The organism is Pseudomonas sp. LBUM1649, from assembly GCF_059716155.1.
Genome location: NZ_CP166807.1, coordinates 620,886 through 640,508, shown reverse-complemented (window position 1 = coordinate 640,508; position 19,623 = coordinate 620,886). Strand labels below are relative to the sequence as shown.

The window sequence follows — 19,623 nt, the reverse complement described above, 5'->3', positions numbered from 1 at the left end:
GCTTGGCCATGACTTACACCATTCGCGATGCCGTGCATGCCGACCTGCCCGCAATCCGTGACATCTACAACGACGCCGTGCTCAACACCACGGCAATCTGGAATGAACAGGCGGTGGAGCTCGGTAACCGCCAGGCCTGGTTCAGCGCGCGACAGGCGCAGAGTTATCCGATCCTGGTAATCGTCAACGCTGACAACAACGTACTGGGCTACGCTTCATTCGGCGACTGGCGACCGTTCGACGGCTTCCGTCATACCGTCGAGCATTCGGTTTACGTGCGCAGCGACCAGCGTGGCAATGGCCTTGGCCCGAAACTGATGGATGCCCTGGTCGAGCGCGCCAGGGACTGCGGCAAACACGTGATGGTCGCTGCCATCGAAAGTGGCAACGCCGCCTCGATTCGCCTGCATGAGCGCATCGGATTCGTGATCACCGGGCAGATGCCTCAGGTGGGCACCAAGTTCGGTCGCTGGCTGGACCTGACCTTCATGCAACTGACCCTCAATCCTGGCGCGCAACCACCGACCGCCAGCAAGGAGTGATACCCGATGAACCCCGCCCAACTGCGACGCGTCAACGTTGAAAGCTTTGCGCACTATCGTCAGGGATTGATTGACCTGCTGCTCGATGCCGTCGGTTATGGTGCCAGCGTCGGCTTCATGGCCAACCTCGATGCCACGCAGGCCCGCGCGTATTTCGATGAAGTTCAGGAGAACCTCAACAAGGGCAACGTGTTGTTGTGGGTGGTGGTCAAGGACGAACAAGTGCAGGCCAGCGTACAGCTGACCCTGTGCCAGAAAGCCAATGGCCTGAACCGCGCCGAGGTGCAAAAATTGCTGGTGCGCGAGCATGCACGGCGGCGAGGTCTGGGCCAGCAATTGATGACGGCGCTGGAGCAGGCTGCCCTGCAACACAAACGCGGCATGCTCTACCTCGATACCGAGGCTGGCTCCCCGGCTGAAGACTTCTACAAGGCGTTGGGCTACACCCGCGCCGGTGAAATCCCCGATTACGCCTGCGACCCGAGCGGCCGCTACAAGCCGACTGCCCTTTACTACAAGATTCTACAGGGAGCCCATTGATGATTCCCGGTGAATACCAGATCCAGCCCGGCGACATCGAACTCAACGTTGGTCGTCGCACCGTCAGTTTGAAAGTAGCCAACAGCGGCGACCGACCGATCCAGGTCGGCTCGCACTACCACTTTTTCGAAACCAACGACGCCTTGACCTTCGACCGCGCCACCAGTCGCGGCATGCGCCTGAACATCCCCGCCGGCACCGCCGTGCGTTTCGAACCGGGGCAGAGCCGCGAGGTTGAATTGATCGACCTGGCCGGGCATCGCCGGGTGTTCGGCTTTGCCGGCAGGATCATGGGTGACCTTTAAGTTTCATGATGTCTGCACTGGCCCCTTCGCGAGCAGGCTCGCTCCCACAGTTGATCGCATTTCCCTGTGGGAGCGAGCCTGCTCGCGAAAGTGAGCGCAGCGAACGATTTCACATTCAATTGAATCTCAAGGCGAACGAATGAAGATTTCCCGTCAGGCTTACGCTGACATGTTCGGCCCCACCGTCGGTGACAAGGTCCGGCTGGCCGATACCGAGCTGTGGATCGAAGTGGAAAAGGACTTCACCACCTACGGCGAAGAAGTGAAATTCGGCGGCGGCAAGGTTATCCGTGACGGCCAGGGCCAGAGCCAACTGCTCGCCGCCGAGGTCGTCGACACCCTGATCACCAATGCGCTGATCATCGACCACTGGGGCATCGTCAAGGCGGACGTCGGCCTCAAGGACGGTCGCATCGCTGCCATTGGCAAAGCCGGCAACCCGGACATCCAGCCCAACGTCACCATCGCCATCGGCGCCAGCACCGAAGTGATCGCCGGTGAAGGCATGATCCTTACCGCCGGTGGCATCGACACCCACATCCACTTCATCTGCCCGCAGCAGATCGAAGAAGCGCTGATGAGCGGTGTCACCACCATGATCGGCGGCGGCACCGGGCCGGCCACGGGCACCAATGCTACCACCTGCACCTCCGGGCCGTGGCACCTGGCGCGCATGCTCCAGGCTGCCGACGCCTTCCCGATGAACATCGGCCTGACAGGCAAGGGCAACGCCAGCCTGCCCGAACCGCTGATCGAACAGGTCAAGGCGGGCGCCATTGGCCTCAAGCTCCACGAAGACTGGGGCACCACCCCGGCAAGCATCGACAATTGCCTGAGTGTCGCCGATCAGTACGACGTACAAGTGGCCATTCACACCGACACCCTCAACGAATCGGGCTTCGTCGAAACCACCCTCGCCGCGTTCAAGGGACGCACCATCCACACCTACCACACCGAAGGCGCGGGTGGCGGCCATGCCCCGGACATCATCAAGGCCTGCGGTTTTGCCAACGTGCTGCCGAGTTCGACCAACCCGACCCGACCATTCACCCGCAACACCATCGACGAACACCTCGACATGCTGATGGTCTGCCACCACCTGGACCCGAGCATTGCCGAAGACGTGGCCTTCGCCGAAAGCCGCATTCGCCGCGAAACCATTGCGGCCGAAGATATCCTGCACGACCTCGGCGCGTTCTCGATGATCAGCTCAGACAGCCAGGCCATGGGCCGCGTCGGTGAAGTGATCACCCGCACCTGGCAAACCGCCGACAAGATGAAAAAGCAGCGCGGCCCGTTACCCCAGGACGGTGAAGGCAACGACAACTTCCGCGCCAAACGCTACATCGCCAAGTACACCATCAACCCGGCAATCACCCACGGCATCAGCCATGAAGTGGGCTCGGTTGAAGTCGGCAAGTGGGCGGACCTGGTGCTCTGGCGCCCGGCCTTTTTCGGGGTCAAACCGACATTGATTCTCAAAGGTGGCGCCATCGCGGCCAGCCTGATGGGTGACGCCAACGCATCGATCCCGACCCCGCAACCGGTGCACTATCGCCCGATGTTTGCCAGCTACGGAGGCTCGCTACACGCCACCAGCCTGACCTTTATCAGCCAGGCGGCACACGAGGCGGGGCTCCCCGAAGCCCTGGGATTGAAGAAAAAAATTGCCGTGGTCAAAGGTTGCCGTGAGGTGCAGAAAACCGACCTGATTCATAACGACTATTTGCCAGACATTGAAGTCGACCCTCAGACCTATCAAGTCAAGGCCGACGGCGTATTGCTGTGGTGTGAGCCGGCGGATGTGCTGCCGATGGCGCAGCGTTACTTCCTGTTCTGATAGCTCGATGGGTGTGCAGGAACCTGGATCACCAGGTTCCTGCGATCAACAGCAGTGATCAGCTGGCCGGTTGAACGGTAAAGGGCTCTTCTGCTCGTTGCAGTTTCGCCCGCTCAATCGCCTGACGGGTGAGGGTCTTGTACTTCGCTTTCATCTCATCTTCAATCGCCTTCACGTCGGCAACGTACTCGTCCTGGGTCATGACGCGGCCAGGGGCAAACGCACTTTCCGGTTTTTTCAGCTCAGTGCCGAGCACCCTGATCTCAATCTTCAGCTGCTCCCTCTGCTCAAGGGAAAGCGTAGAGTCGTTCGCTCGCTGCTCCAGTGCCATGTAGAACTCGGTGGTGAGATCAAGCCGGCGCCTGAAGCCTTTGAACGTGCTGCGATTGGAGCCTTCAACGTAGGATGACCAGAACGGTTGATCGATGAGCAAGTCATCCAGCAACTCTCCTGCTTCAAGGTCCAGCACTCGTCGATAAGCCGCATCGATCATCGCCTTATCAACCCCGGCGATCCCTCTGAATTGCATCTTGCGAAACTGCCAGGGCAAGTCCAGCCGATCAGCCAGATCTGTCATGAATGCCATATGCACTTCCCACTTCGTCGACAGTGCCTTCAACCTGACCCTCGGCATCGACACGCCTGAAACTTTCGCCCTGCTCCAGACGCTCGGAGACGGTCTTGTGGGCGATCCTGCTCAACTCGTCCAGCCGCGCCTTGCCCCGCGCCAGCGTGGCCAGCTCGGCCTCCACCAGGCCTGGATTGCCCAGTTCATAAGCCTCATGGATCAGCACCTCCATGCCCATGGCGTTGAACAGCTGCGCGCCGGCATCAACGCACGAGGTGCCGGGCGTAGCCATGGTGAACAGTTTCAGGCGCAACTCGGTGTTCTTCGACATGGCTTCGAGCATTCGCCACACCTTGGCAGTCAGATCGACCCGGTAGAGCGTGTCATGGACGTAATGGGACGATTCGGTCAGTTTGCGGATCTCGTTGAAAAACGGGACCGATCCGGTCTCGTCCTCGACGCTGTTCCAGACCGCCTGCCGGGCGACCCACTCGGGCCGGGACATGCCTTCTTCCCAGTCGAGGCTATCGCGCACGCCGCGCGGCGGATAGGGTCGATCGGGGTCCAGGCCGACGGACTCGATGTAATCGCGCAACGTCTGCAGATTTTCGGCCGAGAGAAATTCCGGAGTACGGCTCACTACCGTTCGCGCGAGCAGTTCCGCCTGCACTGAACCACGGGGCACCACCGGTATATCCGTGATCAGATTGCTCTGAATATCCAGGAAAAAATGCCGGAACCGCGGTTGCGAAAACAGTCCGCGCGGCCAGGTTCGAATACCTGTATCGGCCAGCATGACCGTATGCAACATTCTCATCCTGCCAATGTCCGGAACCTCTCTGAGAGGATTACCCATAAGATCCAGAGTATGAAGCCGGGTGAGGTCAGCCAGGTCAGCAATCCCTTGTGGGTCCAGCACAATCCGGTTTCCGCGCAGGCTCAACTCGGTCAGGGCGCGCATTCGACCAATCACATTTGGAACTCTCGTGAGTGAATTGCCGTTGATGTTCAGTGAGCGCAACCGTGGGAAACGGTCGAAGAAGGCTATATGGCCATCGGTCAATCCGGTGTTGGACAGATTGAGCCGGGTGACGTGATCGAAATTGCCCTCCAATGCCGGCATGGTCCCCAGATGCCGTCCCATTGGGAGATCGTGAAGATCGAGCACCGCACCTTGCAACTCGCCATATGAATCTACATCGCGCAGGCCGGTTTGCTGCCAGGCTTCCCTGACGGCTTTGTACACCGCGTTACGGGCCTGCCATTCGGCGATGCCGGCGGATGAGTACCGGAACGATTCGGTCGGTGAGTTCAGCCAGCGTTGAAAATTCGCGTTGAGCTGATTGAATTCGGCTTCAAGCGCGACTGCCCTCTGCTCAATACTCGCGTCACTGCCACCGGCCCGCAGGTAAACCAGGGCTTCGGCCTCCGACCACCCGGGGCGTACGACACGGACACGCTCTTGGGCTGTCAGGTGCCCACTGACTTGACCGAGCCCCCGAGAAGCGCCGCGCATGCCGCCTCGCAGGCGCATGGTATGCGGGTCGTACTTCGGCTTGCGCAGCGGATTATCCGCCAGCAGGGCGTTGAAACTGTCTCGTGGCAATGTCCCTTTTTGAATGGCCTGTTTGAGCGTCGCGCCCTGGTTGATGTGATAACCCAGCGCGTCTCGTTCGGCATCGGGCAGGGCATGCAACACCGACACGTAGAGATCGTCGGGGCCATGCAGGTGCAGATCATCGGCGTCACGGGCTTCGTACTGTCCGTTTTCGCTGACGAGCACCCGGCGAATGGCGGCATCTACCGGGCCGATGCTGTCGCTCAAGGGGCCGTCGAATGAAGAAGCACGGATTTCAATCCGCACATTTTCGGGCCAATTGGGCAACGCCTGCAACGAGTGCAACGCCAGACGCTCGGTGTCCGCGCTGTAGGCCACATCGAGGAACAGCCCTTCATAGGCGCGTGCGCCTCGTGACGTCAGCAGGGCCACCCGCGCGCGCTCCCGAAGAGCCAGGGGGATGTGCGCGGAGTCGGTGATCTTCGACAAATCCTCTGGTGCGACGTCGGCAAGCAACTCCTCGGCCGCTGCCGGGGATAGTCCGCTGAAAGCGTCCTGCAGCACCACTACCTGCGCAGAGCCCTTCTGCGGTGCGCCGCGGTTGAGCGCTGTAAACAAAGATTCGCACCGGATGTTCGCCTGCTCGGCGAGCTTGTTTCTCAAGGCGTTGATCCGCAGGGGCCGCTCTCGTGAAATGCCTTGCCCAAGCATGGCGTGGATGTCGGTTTCGCCCAAGAATTTCACCGCGAACTCAGGCAGTTTCCCTGCGCGAACTTCAGCGCGGGTGATCTTCAAGGTGTTCGCCGGCGAAGCGTCGATGTCACCAAACTTCATGGAGGGCCCCCAGTGTTCGGCGCCCTCGAACAGCTCGATACCGGTGTGTTCAGGCCATCTCGGCAGTTCAAGCAATAAATGCGGCACCTGCTCAGTGAACGCCGGCGGCACCTCATCGAGCCGGATCTGCTCGGGCAGTTTGCGCACATCGGCCCAGGCCCTGAAGCGATCGAACGTGTCGACCAACACTGCGGGTGGTGGCTGGTTGACGACATGCAGCCTGCGCAACTCGTCTTCCCCCACACCACTGGCGACCCGAATCTGCTCAAGAGTGACATCGGAGAAACCTTCGGCTACAGGCCCGATTCGCCGCATGAGGGTGGCATTTTCCCACTCGATCGGGCGATCGAGCTCGGTCCTCCAGCCGCCTGCACCATTGTGCTCGAGCTTGGGTTGATAAGCCTGCGCCCGTCTCGGGTGCTGCACGCATGACTGGCCAGTGCGCGGATCGTTGCGAACTTCGAAGTGCTGGTTGTCATGCTTGAGAATGTCTTTGTCACTGTGCCGGAACAGGCCCTGCTCGTTGGGCTTGGCCTCTGTGGCCAAGGCGATGTCATGGGCGTAGGGAGCCAGGTTCCCGTTCCACAGACGCACGCTGCCATCGGGCAACTGAACCGGTTTCAGGTTGTCGATGAGCGACGATGGCTTGACCGCCGTGGGTGCACCGCCGGGCAGGATATGCCCTGCCATCATCAGCGCCAACTGGGCAGCATTGATCATGACCCCGACAAGATGAGCCGCCGCTTCTTCCTTGTCGCCCTTGCTCCACTCCTCGATGCCTTCCATGGTTTCGAAGAGCATTTGCCCCACCATGACAGCCAGCAACGGCCCGGCCAGCCCAGGGACCAGCATCGCGCCGAAGTTGAACACGTTCCAGCCGATGTTCAGGTACGTGGTCAGCCTGTTCCAGCGGGTGGCAGCGTCTTCATCGTCGGTCAGCACCGCGATCTGCCGCGCGTCGGCAATCGCCTTTTCCCTGCGCCAGCGACCGAGTTGCGGCCACAAAGCTCCCTGGATGATGTTGGTGACAGGCTCGGCATTGGGGTTCTCGACGGCGGTTTCGCGCCACCAGGGTCCCATGTCCAAGGGGCCACGCGCAGTCCAGGTGAATGTCGTGAGACGCTCGCGCACCCGGGCAAAAAACCTGCCCTTGTCCTTTTGCGCGACAAAGCGGCTAAAAAACTGTTGATAACTCGGCGAGCGCAGCTGGCCCAGCAGCTCCTTCATGAAGTCCGCAAGGGAGTCATATTCCTTGATGGGGTGGTCAGGGTCATCGGGTACATAAACCAGTAAAGTGCCGTCAAGACGGCTCTGTTGGTACACATCATTGCGTTGCAACATGGCTTCGACCAGGGCCTTGGGGCCATTGGCGAAAAATGCCTTCATCAACTTGAATTGGTCGAATTCCTGCCCGGGCAATATTGCAAGGCGTCGCGACCACTCCATCAGCGTTCGCTGGTGCTGCGGAACCAGGCTGTCATAAAGTCGTTTGACTTCTGAAGGGTCCGCAACTGCGCTGAACATTACGATTCCCGACAGGTTGAACCCCATCAGCGAAAGCCGATGGCATTGCAAAGGGCGATTACCCAACAACACTCCCTGATTACCTTCGTGAATCTGCAGCAGCTTTGCGTAACTACCGGAAGAAACATCATTTTTCAGATAAGCAATGTAAGCCGATTCCTTGAAAGCGGCTTTTTCAATTTCAATGGCTTGTTTGGCGACCGTCTCTTTGGGGCCGGCCTGCTCGGGCATCAACATTGCCTTGATATGCTGCTGGTATTGCGCACCCAGATCGAGCTTGCGGCACAGGGCTGCAAATTTTTCGACGGTCAGAGCATGTCGCTGCAACTCGTTGGTGCTGTCGACGGTAAAGATGCCGGAACCATCACGAAACGCCCCCACCAGCGTCTCTGGCTCCTCGAAGTTGTGCAGCGCCGCCTCAAGCAATGAAGATTGCCGAAGCCGGCTGGCATTATTATCGACGCCGGGGAACAGATTGGCCGGGATATACAATCGAATCACTGTCGCCTTGACATCCAGCTCCAGCTTCAACTCTTCCTTCAATGCCTTGACGAGCAAAGGTTCTGCGAAGGTGTTGATGTCCTGCTGCAAGTTCTCCAGCGTTGTTTCCAAGGGGCCCTGAACTCGCCAGCGTTCGTCAATCAAGTCGTTGAGAAATTGACGATCGATGACCCGCGCATTCATGTACCACTCAGGAAAATTCGGTTGCGCGTTGACCATCGAGACCAATCGCGAGGGCGGAGCATCTCTTATCGACGTCGGCAACTTGCTCAGAAGATAATCACGATAGACGTTTTCCTGCCCCACCCCAAATGAGTACAACACTTCTATTGCGGGGGTACCCGATATCTGGCTCATCTCGCATATCCTTATGCAGTAAATTGACTCGCCAGTTTTATGGAGGATTTAAAAAAACAAAAGATTAAAAAACAGCGGGAAAAAATATTGTTTATCTGAAATCGCATTGAATTTCAGAATCTAAAAAATAATTAATTACCGCCCCCATTCCCCCCGCAAGTGCTTGCGCCGCGTAATGGTAGTTTTTAGCGCGCGGCAAAAGGGCTAAGATGCGCCAGACTTATCCCCCAGGAAGCTGGCCATGCGCCTACCCGAATTCATCAGGCAACACGTGGACCGTATCGTTGATGAATGGGAGCAGTTCGCCAGAACCATCACGCCGGCGGCCGTCAACATGGACCGTGCAGCCTTGCGCGACCATGCCAAGGCGATTCTGTTGGCCGCCGCGCGCGACATGAGCACTGCACAGACCGCCAGCGAACAACTGGCCAAGGCCAAGGGTGAAGGCCCCGAGAAAACCCCGAGCCTGGACGAAGCCGGCGCCAGCCATGGCGAGCTACGGCACACCGTGGGTTTCGATCTGGTGCAGATGACAAGCGAATTTCGTCATCTGCGTGCCTGTGTGATTCGCCTCTGGGTCGACAGCCTGGAGTCGCCGGACCTGACCTACTTCCAGGACATGATCCGCTTCAATGAAGCCATCGACGAAGCACTCGCAGAATCCACGGCGGCCTATGCCGAACAGGTGGATCGCTCGCGGGATATCTTCCTGGCGATACTCGGCCACGACCTGCGCGCGCCGCTGCAAGCGATGAGTATGTCGACTGAATTGCTGATGCGTAAAACAACCCTGGAAGGCGATGCGCTGGCCTGCGCGAACAACATCACACGCAGCGCTCGACACATGGCGGTGATGGTCAGCGATTTGCTGGAATTGGTGCGCAGTCGCCTGGGCAAGAGCCTGCCGATCGAACCAAAACCCATGGACCTTGCCGATGCCGCACACGCGGCGATTGCCGAAGCCTGCGCCGGCAACCCGGAGTGCGATCCGACGATCAAGGTAGTTGGAGATACACGTGGCGTCTGGGATGCCGGACGGCTGGGTCAATTGCTGCAAAACCTGATCGGCAATGCGTTGCAGCACGGTTTGAACAAACGTGATGTGACGGTCACGCTCTTTGGCGAGCCCGACACGGTTCGCCTGACGGTCCATAACTACGGAACGCCGATTTCCGCGAACGCTATCGGCACGATCTTCGATCCACTGGTGCGCAGCACAGATGAAGAACTGGGCCAGCCGTCCACCAGCCTCGGGTTGGGCCTGTTTATCGTCAAGGAAGTGGTGAACGCCCATTCCGGGACGATCGAAGTCAGTTCAAACGAAACCGATGGCACCCTGTTTACTGTGGTGTTGCCACGCAATTCCCCTACGTGACCACCAACCGCCCCAACCGCTGCTTGAGCATGCGGTTCTCGGCCCGCAATTGCTGGACCTCTTCAAGCAGGTCCAGCGCCAGGGCGACGCCTTCCCACTCCAGTTCCAGGTCGCGCCGCAGCTTGGCGGCGCGTTTGGCCAGGGCCAGTTCGTAATCGGTGAAGCGCCAATCCTTGGGCTGCCCGCCCTGAGGTTCGAGGATGCCGTGCTCGACGATTTCGATCACGTAGACGTCCGAGAGGTCGGTCGCCTCACAGAATTCTGCCAGGTCCAGTTGAACGATCAGGGGGCTGCTCATGATGGGCTACTCCGTCGCTGGGTTCAGAAGTTTTCTCGTGGGTTGAAGGCGGCTTTTTTCGCCAGTTCCTGCCACAGCGCCTTGACGTCATCGTCTGCGGCCTTGGGCATTACGGCTTTGAACTGGATGAACAGATAACCGCGCTCACCCGCCTTGTTCATCAGGCCATGGCCCTTGGCGCGCATGCGTTGGCCGTTCTGGCTGCCCGCCGGGACCTTGAGGTTGATCTTGCCGGTCAGGGTCGGCACGGCGACTTCGGTGCCCAGCGCCAGCTCCCACGGTGCCAATGGCAAGGTGATGATCAGGTTCTCGCCTTCGACGTCGAATTTCGGGTGTGGCGCAAAGCGAATGGTCAGGTACAGGTCGCCATTGGCACCACCGCCGACACCTGGAGCGCCCTGGCCCTTGAGGCGAATGCGTTCACCATCGCTCACGCCCGCCGGGATCTTAACGTTCAGGCTTTTGCTGGTGTTGCTCACATGCTGGCCGGCCGCATTGTACTGCGGTACCTGGAAGGTGACCTTCTTCGACTCGGTCGACAGGGTTTCTTCCAGAAAAACCCCCAGTTCCATTTCCACGTCTTGCCCTCGACGCCCGGTACTGCGACGTGATTCTCCACCGCCGAAGCCAGGGCCACGATTACCAAAGATCGAGCTGAAGAAATCCGAGAAGTCACCGGTGTCCTGGCCACCGCCACCAAAACCGCCACGGCTCTGCCAGCCCGGTGGTCCCTGGAACGGTTGACCATGCTGGCCATAGCGGCGCAGTTCGTCGTATTCGGCGCGTTTATCAGCGCTTTTCAGCGCCTCATAGGCTTCAGAGGCGTCCTTGAACTTGGCCTCGGCGTCCTTTTCCTTGCTGACGTCGGGGTGGTATCTGCGCGCCAGCTTGCGATAGGCGGCCTTGATTGCCTTATCGTCTGCTGTCGGCTCCACACCGAGAATCTTGTAATAGTCTTTGAAGTCCATCGCGGGAATCACCATCCGTTATCGAAATCGCGCCACCTGCCACAGCATGCACTCGATTGCAGCACAGGGTTAGACCGATCTCAAGGTTGTGACCGGGCGGCGCGTAAGAAGTTTATCGGCAGCGGCGGCGCGACTTTCGGGTGCTGCGCGGCTACCGGCTTGATGCAGGGTAGTTTGGGGGTCATGGGCCATCTTTCAAGACATTGTTTCCAGGAATTAGCAGATAGTCGGCCTTCGAATCTGTCGCGCCCTGACATACACTGCGCGGCCGTTTTTTAACCGGAACCCCAAAGACATGAACAACGCATCTCCAGCCCGTGCCGTGGGCATCGACTTTGGCACGTCAAACTCCACCGTCGGCTGGCTACGCCCCGGCATGGAAACGCTGATCGCGCTGGAGGACGACAAGATCACCCTGCCTTCGGTGGTCTTCTTCAACATCGAAGAACGTCGCCCGGTGTATGGCCGGCTGGCGCTGCACGAGTACCTGGAAGGTTATGAAGGCCGGTTGATGCGCTCGCTCAAGAGCCTGCTGGGCTCCAAGCTGATCAAGCACGACACCAGTGTTCTTGGCACGGCGATGCCATTCAAGGACCTGCTTGGCCTTTTCATCGGTCAGCTCAAGAGCCGTGCCGAAGCCGCCGCCGGTCGGGAATTCGAAGAAGTGGTGCTGGGCCGTCCGGTGTTCTTCGTCGACGATGATCCGATGGCCGACAAAGAGGCCGAAGACACCCTGGTGGACGTTGCGCGCAAGATCGGCTTCAAGGAAGTTTCGTTCCAGTTCGAACCGATTGCCGCCGCGTTCGACTACGAGTCGACCATCGAGAAGGAAGAGCTGGTACTGATCGTCGACATCGGCGGTGGTACCTCCGACTTCTCGCTGGTGCGCCTGTCGCCGCAGCGTCGGGGTGTGGATAACCGCCAGGATGACATCCTCGCCACTGGCGGTGTGCACATCGGCGGGACCGACTTCGACAAGCAACTGAGCCTGCAGGGCCTGATGCCGCTGTTCGGCTACGGCAGCCGGATGAAGAGCGGCGCCTACATGCCGACCAGCCATCACATGAACCTGGCAACCTGGCACACCATCAACTCGGTGTATTCGCAGAAGTCCCAACTGGCCCTGGGCAGCATGCGCTACGACATCGAAGACACCGGCGGCATCGACCGCCTGTTCAAGCTGATCGAACAGCGCGCCGGGCACTGGTTGGCCATGGAAGTTGAAGAGACCAAGATCCAGCTGACCCATGCCGACCACCGCCACGTACCGCTGGATCGCATCGAAGCCGGCTTGAGCGTGGAGCTGAGCCGTGCACTGTTCGAATCGGCCATCGATAACCTGCTCGAACGCGTGCGCAATAGCGTCACCCAGTTGCTGACTGACGCCGATGTGCGGGTCGATCAGGTGGACACGGTGTTCTTCACCGGTGGTTCCAGTGGTATTCCGGCGCTGCGAAACAGCGTTTCGGCGATGTTGCCGAATGCGCGGCATGTGGAAGGGAATATCTTTGGCAGCATTGGTAGCGGCCTGGCCATTGAAGCGGCCAAGCGTTACGGTTCGATGGGCTGATCCGAAACCCTGTGGCGAGGGGATTTATCCCCGTTCGGCTGCGCAGCAGTCGTCGCTTTTTTGTTTTTTTGGGGGCGCTGCGCACCCCGACGGGGATAAATCCCCTCGCCACAAAGCCCCTCGCCATATTGAGATGGGGTGGTGGTTACACCATCCCCACCTGCTTCAACTCACTCTTCAGATACGCGTAATAAATCGGCCCTGCCACCACCCCCGGCAGGCCGAACGCGGCTTCGAACACCAGCATTGCCAGGAGCAACTCCCACGACTTGGCACTGATCTGCCCGCCGACGATCCGCGCGTTGAGAAAATACTCGAGCTTGTGGATGACAATCAGGTAGCCCAGCGCGGCCATCGCCACCCAGATCGACAGCGACAGGCCGACAATCGTGATCAGGGTGTTCGACATCAGGTTGCCGATCACCGGCAACAGGCCGAGCAGGAAGGTCAGCACGATCAGGGTCTTGGTCAGTGGCAGCTTGATGCCGAACATCGGCAGCACCACCGCCAGGAATATCCCGGTAAAGAACGTGTTGAGCAGGGAAATCTTGATCTGGGCGAACACGATGTTGCGAAACGCCTGTACCAGCAAGTGCAGGCGGTCGAACAGGGCAGCGGCCAGCGGTTTGCGTTTGGTCAGGTCCGGTATTCGTTGCAGGGCAATGATCGCCCCCAGCACCATGCCGATCAGCAACGTCACAAACATGTGCGCCGCATCCTTGCCCACCAGTTGCAAGTCGCTGAGGTGCTTGCTGACCCATTCACCAATTGCCACGCGAAACTCGGCGGCACTGGCCGGCAGATAGGCGTCGATGAACGGCGGTAGTTGCCCGCGTGCACGGTCGACCACCCCCATGAACTTGTCGAGGGATGCACCGGGGTTTTCCGCTTCGTGCAGCAGAAAACTGATGGCGCCGGCAAATATCAGCGACAGTACGCTGACAATCAGAGTCCCCAGCAACGCCACCGCCAGCCAGCGCGCACGCCGGCCTTCAATCAGTCGTTGCAGTTGTGGGGTGAGCATGTTGACCAGTTCGAACACCAGCAACCCGGCCAGCAGGCTGGGCAACAACCGCAGCGGAATCACCAGCAGCAGTCCGCCGAAAATGATGACCCAGCTGATGACAAGCAAAACTTGACGTTGAGAAAACGTTGGCATACAGCCTCAAAACGAACGGCGTAAAAGGATTGGCAGTCTGCCAGCGATCCGGTGTCAGCACTAGGGATTGTGTGGGCGCCTCATCGCCCTTGAGGGCCTTGGTCGCGGCGTCGGCATTGCAGGTTTTCATTTTCTCCTGCTGTGACGTCAAGGTTTTGCCGGCACACCTGTTACACCTTCATCTTGTCTCCAGGTGGCTGCGTCGATACTGCTCCGGCGTACACCCGGCCTGGCGCTGGAACATGGCGATGAAGGCCGAGCCGGTGCTGTAGCCCAAGTCGAAGGCGACGTCCTGAATGCTACGGTGGTGGTCCAGCGCCTCGATCGCCGTCAGAAAGCGCAGACGTTGGCGCCATTCACCGAAGCTCATGCCCAATTCGCGGACAAACTGCCGCGCCAGCGTGCGTTCGCTGACATGAATCTGCGCGGCCCAGTCCGCCAGTGACCGGTTATCCCCAGGCTCGGCCTGCAGGGCCTCCAGAATGCCAAGCAATCGGCAACTGCTGGCGTAGGGCAAATAACACTCATGCACTGGCGCTTGTTGCAGTTGATCCACCAATACCTGGGCCAGACGCTTGTCCGCGGCCTGCGCGGGGATCTTCACGTCCCTGGCGGCAAAGTCCTTGAGGATCGCCTTGAGGATGTCGCTGATGGCCAGTGTGCAGGCCTCTTGTGGTAGATCACGGCAAAGGGTGGGCGCCAGGCAGACCGCGCGGTAATTGATCGGCTGGTTGCTATAGAAGCTGTGCTCGGTCTCGGGGGGCACCCATACCGCGTATTGCGGTGGTGACATGAAGCGACTGCCACCGATTTCCATGTGCAGCACGCCATGGGCCGAATACTCCAGCGTGCCCCAGGGGTGTCGATGCGCCGAGGCAAAACGATGTGCATCAAAATCGGCGTAGCGGAAGTACACCGGGGCGGGTAGTTCACTGAAATCCAGCAGGTCGATGTGTTTACTGGTCATGCTGTCCGGAATCAGGGGCGGGTTGTCTGGATCGAAGTATAGGCCTGTATCCAGACAAGGGATAATTACCCCTCATCAACGTTCTGGTTTTTCCCATGCAATACGCTTATCCCCTGCTGGCCATTTTCATCTGGGCCGGCAACACCGTGATCACCAAAATGTCGGCCGGGGCGATCTACCCCGCCGAGATCGGTTTTTACCGCTGGCTGCTGGCCGGGTTACTGTTCACGCCCTTCATGCTCAAACCGGTGATAGCCCACTGGCCGTCGATCCGCCCGAACCTGGCCAAGATCTTTCTCCTCGGCGTGCTCGGCATGGCTGTTTACCAAAGCCTGGCGTACTTCGCCGCGGGCCTGACCTCCGCTACCAACATGGGCATCATCCTGTCGTTGATGCCTTTGATGTCGCTGGCCATGGCGATCATCAGCCTCGGCCAACGCCTGACCTTCGGCGCACTGGCGGGTGCGGTGCTGTCGTTTGCCGGGGTGTTGATGGTTGTCTCGTCCGGCAGCCTTGGCGTGCTGCTGGAGCACGGGGTGAACCTGGGCGACGCGATGATGCTGATCGCCACCCTGGCCTACGCGATCTACAGCACTTTGCTGAAAAAATGGCAGCTGCGTTTGCCGCCATTGGTGTTGCTGTATTTGCAGGTGCTGGTAGCGGTGGTGGTATTGTTTCCGCTGTTTCTCGCCTCACCGAAAATCGGCCCGACCCTGCAGAATATTCCTTTAGTGCTTTACGCCTGCCTGCTGGCCTCGATGGTCGCACCGCTGGCGTGGATGCAAGCCGTGGTGCGCTTGGGTCCGAGCCGGACCACGCTGTTCTTCAATTTACTGCCATTGATAACCGCGCTGATTGCGGCGGTGGTGCTGCATGAACAGTTGGCGATGTACCACCTGGTGGGCGGGATGTTGACGTTGGGCGGGGTGATTCTTTCCGAGCGTTGGACGACGGTATTGGGTCGTAAGGTCAGTGTTGCCTGACGCGCTCTAAACCCCGGCAGCTTTCAGCCGAGCCGCATGCTCGACAAACAACCGGATCGGCTCCGCCCCCTTCCCCACCAGCCCCAACGACTGGTTGACGATGTCGAAGTGGTCCAGCGGATACTCATCGCCAATCACCGTCCCGAGGTGCGAGCTGTAACGCCCGACCATCCCGTCGCAATGCCCGGCCTCGCGAACGAAGGATCTGGCAAACAACCGGCAACTCCGGTTGGTGCCATCGAACAGGTTGCGCCCGCGATCAGTCTTGCCCGGCTGCAAGGTCCCGGACCAGGAGTAGTAACGCACGCCGTTCACCTCTTCCGGCCCTTGCCCGCCCCAAGTCTCGGGCAGCCCCTGTGGATAACGTTGATTGAACAGCGCCACGCCTGCGGTGGTGAGGGAATGATGGGAAGCATGGATGTCGACCGGCAACTTTGGTCCGCGATAGCCGGTTTCCAGCAGGCTCATCAGCGCCGCGATCCACCGAAGTAGAACGGTCAGCAGCCGCCCCATGGCACTATCATGCGGATAATGCCTATGCAGATAGTCCGCCAGTTCCGAACCATGATTGGGCCCCGCCACCGAGGTCACCGAGGCGACCAGATCCGGGCGTTTGGCCGCCGCGTAACGCGCGGTCAGCGAGCCTTGGCTGTGGCCTATCAGGTTGACCTTCTCGGCGCCGGTCTCGCGCAGAATCTCTTCGATCCGCGCCAGCAGTTGTTCACCGCGCACTTCGCTGGAGTTGAGCGGCGAGACCTGCACCGCAAACACCACCGCACCACCACGGCGCAATGCCTCGGCGATCCCGTACCAGTACGGATAGAGCACCAAACGGATAAACCCGAGCATTCCCGGGACCAGCACCAGCGGGTAACGCGTGGCCGAACCTTGCGACATGGGCGAACATCCTTGTGATCGGTGAGGTGACGCCTGGCGGACGCAAGACATCCGCCAAGCTTCGCCAGCGAACATGACAAACCGACGACCAGTTTAGGACATCCGCCCTACTTCAGCCCAACCACACCCGCCACGATCAGCCCGACCGACAGCAGTTTGACCGCGGTCAGGCTCTCACCGAGCAAGGCAAAGCCGAGAAACACCGTACCCAGCGAACCGATGGCGGTCCAGATCGGGTAGGCGATGCTCACCGGCAATTCGCGCATGGCCAGGGTCAGGAAGTAAATCCCGCCCACCGCCGCCACGATGGTCATCAGCGATGGCCAGAGCCGGGTGAAGCCCTCGGCGTACTTCATGCCCATGGCGAAGGTGACTTCAAACCCGGCGGCGATCAGCAAAAACAGCCAGGCCATCTAGAACTCCCTGGCCAGTGCCAGCAAGCGCCGCTCTGCTTCGGCGGCAGAGACTTCGAACGTACGTGCCTCGGACTCTTCGCCTTCAGCGGCGACCACAGTGACATCGGTGATGCCGATGAAACCCAACGCCGTACGTAGAAGCGGATCTGCATGGTTCATTGCCTCCAGCTCGCCGCCCGGACCAAACCCGAAACCGCCGCGACTGGTGACGATCAAGGCCTTTTTACCCTGCACCAGTGGCTCGTACTGCGCGATACCGTTATCCAGAGTGTGATTGAAGGTGAGCCCGAGCCGCACGATCTGGTCGATCCAGGCTTTCAAGCCACTTGGCACGCTGAAATTGTGCATTGGCGTGGAAATCACCAGTACGTCATGCCCGAGCAACTCGCCGACCAGGGTGTCGCTGAACGCCAGGTCCGCTTGCATCGACAGCGGTCGTGCGTCGGGTTCGGGATAGAACGCGGCGGCCACGAATGCCTCGTTGACCGGTGGAATCAACGCTCGGCCGACTTCGCGGCGAGTCAGCTTCGATTGCGGATGGCGGGCCTGCCAGGCCGACAGAAAAACTTCCGCCAAACGCCGGGAGTGCGAACGATCACCCCTTGGGCTGGCATGAATCGCAAGAACTGTGTTCATCTGACTCTCCTTGGGACTAAACTCAAACTGCTTGTGGATTGCAGCTTGGAGCTCACAGCCACCCCTCTTCAACTGAACAAAAATCAGTCTGGATGAATCTGTTTCATCCATGGAGTTTCCATGTTTGCCTCCTTGCCATTGACCGCCCTGCGCGCCTTTGAATCCGCCTCTCGCCTGCTGAGCTTCAAGGCCGCCGCCGAAGAACTGTCGGTAACTCCGACGGCGGTATCCCATCAGATCCGCTCGCTGGAAACCTGGCTCGGCGTGCAGCTGTTCGAGCGCCTGCCGCGTCAGGTACGCCTGACCGAAGGCGGCGAGCGATTGTTCCACAGCTTGCACGGCGCTTTCCTGGAAGTGGCGCAAAGCGTCGACACCCTGCGCCCGCACCGCAGCGGCACGAACCTGACGATCTCCACCACCGCCGCCTTCGCCGCCCTATGGCTGGTGCCGCGCCTGGGTCGTTTCTATGCCCGCCATCCAAACATCAGCCTGCGCCTGGACACCCACTGCGAAGTCATCGATTTGCATCAGGACGCCAGTGTCGACCTGGTGGTGCGCTACAGCCTCGATGACTATCCGAATCTGTATGGCCTATGCCTGTTCGACGAGTCGTTTGGCGTTTACGGCTCGCCGGAGCAAGTGGCCTTGGCTGCCCATCAAACGCCTACGCTGATCAGCGTGCGCTGGCACAATTCCAAGCTCTACGCCCATGGTTGGGAAGCCTGGTGTGGACAATCCGGCGAGACCTGGCTGGCGGGTCAGCCAATCGTGCGCGAATACGATGAAGAGCATTACGCCCTGCAAGCGGCGATTGCCGGGCAAGGCTTGGTGCTGGCGAGCAATATTCTGGTGTCCGAGAGCGTGGCCAGGGGTTTGCTCCTGCCTTATCGGGGCGATGTGCAGGTGGATGGCGCCGGTTACAGCGCCCTGTGCGTGCCGGGACGCGAGCGACATCCACCGGTTCGGGCATTTTTTGCGTGGCTGCAAGAGGAAGCGCAATTATCAGGGCTTCCGCCAGGCAGCCTCCAAACTGCGATCACAGGCGCGAAGAAACTACAGCACTTGGTCATCGCCTTGAGCGGTGATATCAAGCACTAGCGGAGCCGTGACTTCAGGAAGGCTGCGAAGAATCTTCTCTCTCATCCGAGCTTTTTCATAGGCATCCTTATCGAGTACAAGCTGCGAGATTCCAATGCCAATCTCTCCCACAATGAGTTCACTTTTAAACTCCTGATGAAAAAAATTACGCTCAACCTCTTGAGTAGTTTTAAAACAGACAAAGACCGAATATATCGCTGGCCCCCGCGCTACCAAACTGACGTGTAGAACGACAGTCGAAACGGTTGATGTTTTCTCCTCGACCTGGTAGACCATTGCATGCTCCTCAGTCAATGAAGCAATCGCCTCCGCTGCGCAACCCTGTTGAATGCTTGACATCAACCTTTCAAATTGTTCTGTTTGAGGCAAACCCACAACCGAGCCTAACCTCTTTTGAATCAGAACATTCAAAAAAATGGACAAACCCTCATCAAACTCGACACTACTAAACCTATAACCTCCAGTCTTCCACTTCGTTTTCGACATCGCCTCGGTATAATTTTTATACCATTGCTGCGAATCGGAAAACTTGCTAATTTTTGAACTCGCATACAACTGAGAGAACAAAATAGAATCAACCACATTGCTCCTCCACGCCTCGGAGACGCCGACTGAAACAGAGGTCAAATTACCCGCAACTAACAAAACATCATCCTTGACCATATAACTCTCCTTACTGAACATCTC

The 19,623-nt window shown here is 59.1% G+C and carries 16 protein-coding genes and 2 pseudogenes; 8 read left to right on the top strand and 10 right to left on the bottom strand.

The window, feature by feature from the left end:
• Positions 1–8 precede the first annotated feature (8 nt).
• The 4 genes from ACA058_RS02815 (at position 9) to ureC (ending at position 3,227) form a co-directional block, all read left to right on the top strand.
• Entirely contained in the window at positions 9–542 is a 534-nt protein-coding gene (locus ACA058_RS02815; protein WP_497637751.1) for a GNAT family N-acetyltransferase, read from the top strand.
• A 6-nt stretch (positions 543–548) separates the two neighbouring features.
• Complete coding sequence (locus tag ACA058_RS02810) at positions 549–1,082, top strand: GNAT family N-acetyltransferase (protein ID WP_497637750.1); 534 nt, start codon at positions 549–551, stop codon at positions 1,080–1,082.
• Positions 1,082–1,387 (top strand): urease subunit beta, encoded by a 306-nt coding sequence (locus ACA058_RS02805; protein ID WP_497637749.1) that lies wholly within the window; start codon positions 1,082–1,084, stop codon positions 1,385–1,387. Before ACA058_RS02810 ends, ACA058_RS02805 begins: the two co-directional genes overlap by 1 nt.
• A 139-nt stretch (positions 1,388–1,526) precedes the next feature.
• Positions 1,527–3,227, top strand: a complete 1,701-nt coding sequence (gene ureC / locus ACA058_RS02800) for an urease subunit alpha (protein WP_497637748.1) — start codon at positions 1,527–1,529, stop codon at positions 3,225–3,227.
• Between the two features lie 58 nt (positions 3,228–3,285).
• On the opposite strand, the pseudogene ACA058_RS02795 reads toward ureC, so the two are convergent.
• A pseudogene (locus tag ACA058_RS02795) lies at positions 3,286–8,569 on the bottom strand (dermonecrotic toxin domain-containing protein).
• 241 nt (positions 8,570–8,810) lie between these two features.
• Between ACA058_RS02795 and ACA058_RS02790 the strand changes: the two are divergent.
• The gene (locus tag ACA058_RS02790; RefSeq protein WP_497637747.1) at positions 8,811–9,944 is read left to right on the top strand and encodes a sensor histidine kinase; all 1,134 of its coding nucleotides are present in this window, start codon (positions 8,811–8,813) and stop codon (positions 9,942–9,944) included.
• On the opposite strand, the gene ACA058_RS02785 is transcribed toward ACA058_RS02790, so the two are convergent.
• Together ACA058_RS02785 and ACA058_RS02780 are read right to left on the bottom strand one after the other, a co-directional pair.
• Positions 9,937–10,242, bottom strand: coding sequence for a chaperone modulator CbpM (locus ACA058_RS02785; protein WP_497637746.1), 306 nt, complete (start codon positions 10,240–10,242; stop codon positions 9,937–9,939). The two genes, ACA058_RS02790 and ACA058_RS02785, sit on opposite strands and share 8 nt — an antisense overlap.
• A 23-nt stretch (positions 10,243–10,265) precedes the next feature.
• The gene (locus ACA058_RS02780; protein ID WP_497637744.1) at positions 10,266–11,210 is read right to left on the bottom strand and encodes a DnaJ C-terminal domain-containing protein; all 945 of its coding nucleotides are present in this window, start codon (positions 11,208–11,210) and stop codon (positions 10,266–10,268) included.
• A gap of 295 nt (positions 11,211–11,505) precedes the next feature.
• Between ACA058_RS02780 and ACA058_RS02775 the strand changes: the two genes are divergently transcribed.
• Entirely contained in the window at positions 11,506–12,780 is a 1,275-nt protein-coding gene (locus tag ACA058_RS02775) for an Hsp70 family protein (protein ID WP_497637743.1), read from the top strand.
• Positions 12,781–12,925: 145 nt separating this feature from the next.
• On the opposite strand, the gene ACA058_RS02770 is transcribed toward ACA058_RS02775, so the two are convergent.
• From ACA058_RS02770 to ACA058_RS02760, 3 genes and pseudogenes are all read right to left on the bottom strand, one after another.
• The gene (locus ACA058_RS02770; RefSeq protein WP_497637742.1) at positions 12,926–13,939 is read right to left on the bottom strand and encodes an AI-2E family transporter; all 1,014 of its coding nucleotides are present in this window, start codon (positions 13,937–13,939) and stop codon (positions 12,926–12,928) included.
• 82 nt (positions 13,940–14,021) lie between these two features.
• Positions 14,022–14,096 (bottom strand): annotated as a pseudogene (locus ACA058_RS02765) (PsiF family protein); the annotation flags it as partial.
• 21 nt (positions 14,097–14,117) lie between these two features.
• Positions 14,118–14,906, bottom strand: coding sequence for an AraC family transcriptional regulator (locus ACA058_RS02760; protein WP_497637741.1), 789 nt, complete (start codon positions 14,904–14,906; stop codon positions 14,118–14,120).
• Between the two features lie 95 nt (positions 14,907–15,001).
• Between ACA058_RS02760 and ACA058_RS02755 the strand changes: the two genes are divergently transcribed.
• Positions 15,002–15,889, top strand: a complete 888-nt coding sequence (locus ACA058_RS02755; protein WP_497637740.1) for a DMT family transporter — start codon at positions 15,002–15,004, stop codon at positions 15,887–15,889.
• A gap of 6 nt (positions 15,890–15,895) precedes the next feature.
• Here the strand turns inward: ACA058_RS02755 and ACA058_RS02750 are convergent, their stop codons facing one another.
• From ACA058_RS02750 to ACA058_RS02740, 3 genes are all read right to left on the bottom strand, one after another.
• Complete coding sequence (locus ACA058_RS02750; RefSeq protein WP_497637739.1) at positions 15,896–16,786, bottom strand: lipase family alpha/beta hydrolase; 891 nt, start codon at positions 16,784–16,786, stop codon at positions 15,896–15,898.
• 107 nt (positions 16,787–16,893) lie between these two features.
• Positions 16,894–17,199: a DMT family transporter gene (locus ACA058_RS02745; RefSeq protein WP_046819737.1), complete on the bottom strand. Its 306-nt coding sequence runs from the start codon at positions 17,197–17,199 to the stop codon at positions 16,894–16,896.
• Positions 17,200–17,838 carry an FMN-dependent NADH-azoreductase gene (locus ACA058_RS02740; RefSeq protein WP_497637738.1) on the bottom strand — a complete coding sequence of 213 codons (639 nt, stop codon included), beginning with the start codon at positions 17,836–17,838 and terminating at the stop codon, positions 17,200–17,202.
• Between the two features lie 120 nt (positions 17,839–17,958).
• Between ACA058_RS02740 and ACA058_RS02735 the strand changes: the two genes are divergently transcribed.
• Complete coding sequence (locus tag ACA058_RS02735; RefSeq protein WP_497637737.1) at positions 17,959–18,936, top strand: LysR substrate-binding domain-containing protein; 978 nt, start codon at positions 17,959–17,961, stop codon at positions 18,934–18,936.
• Here the strand turns inward: ACA058_RS02735 and ACA058_RS02730 are convergent.
• Entirely contained in the window at positions 18,892–19,599 is a 708-nt protein-coding gene (locus ACA058_RS02730; RefSeq protein ID WP_497637736.1) for a hypothetical protein, read from the bottom strand. The two genes, ACA058_RS02735 and ACA058_RS02730, sit on opposite strands and share 45 nt — an antisense overlap.
• Positions 19,600–19,623 lie beyond the last annotated feature (24 nt).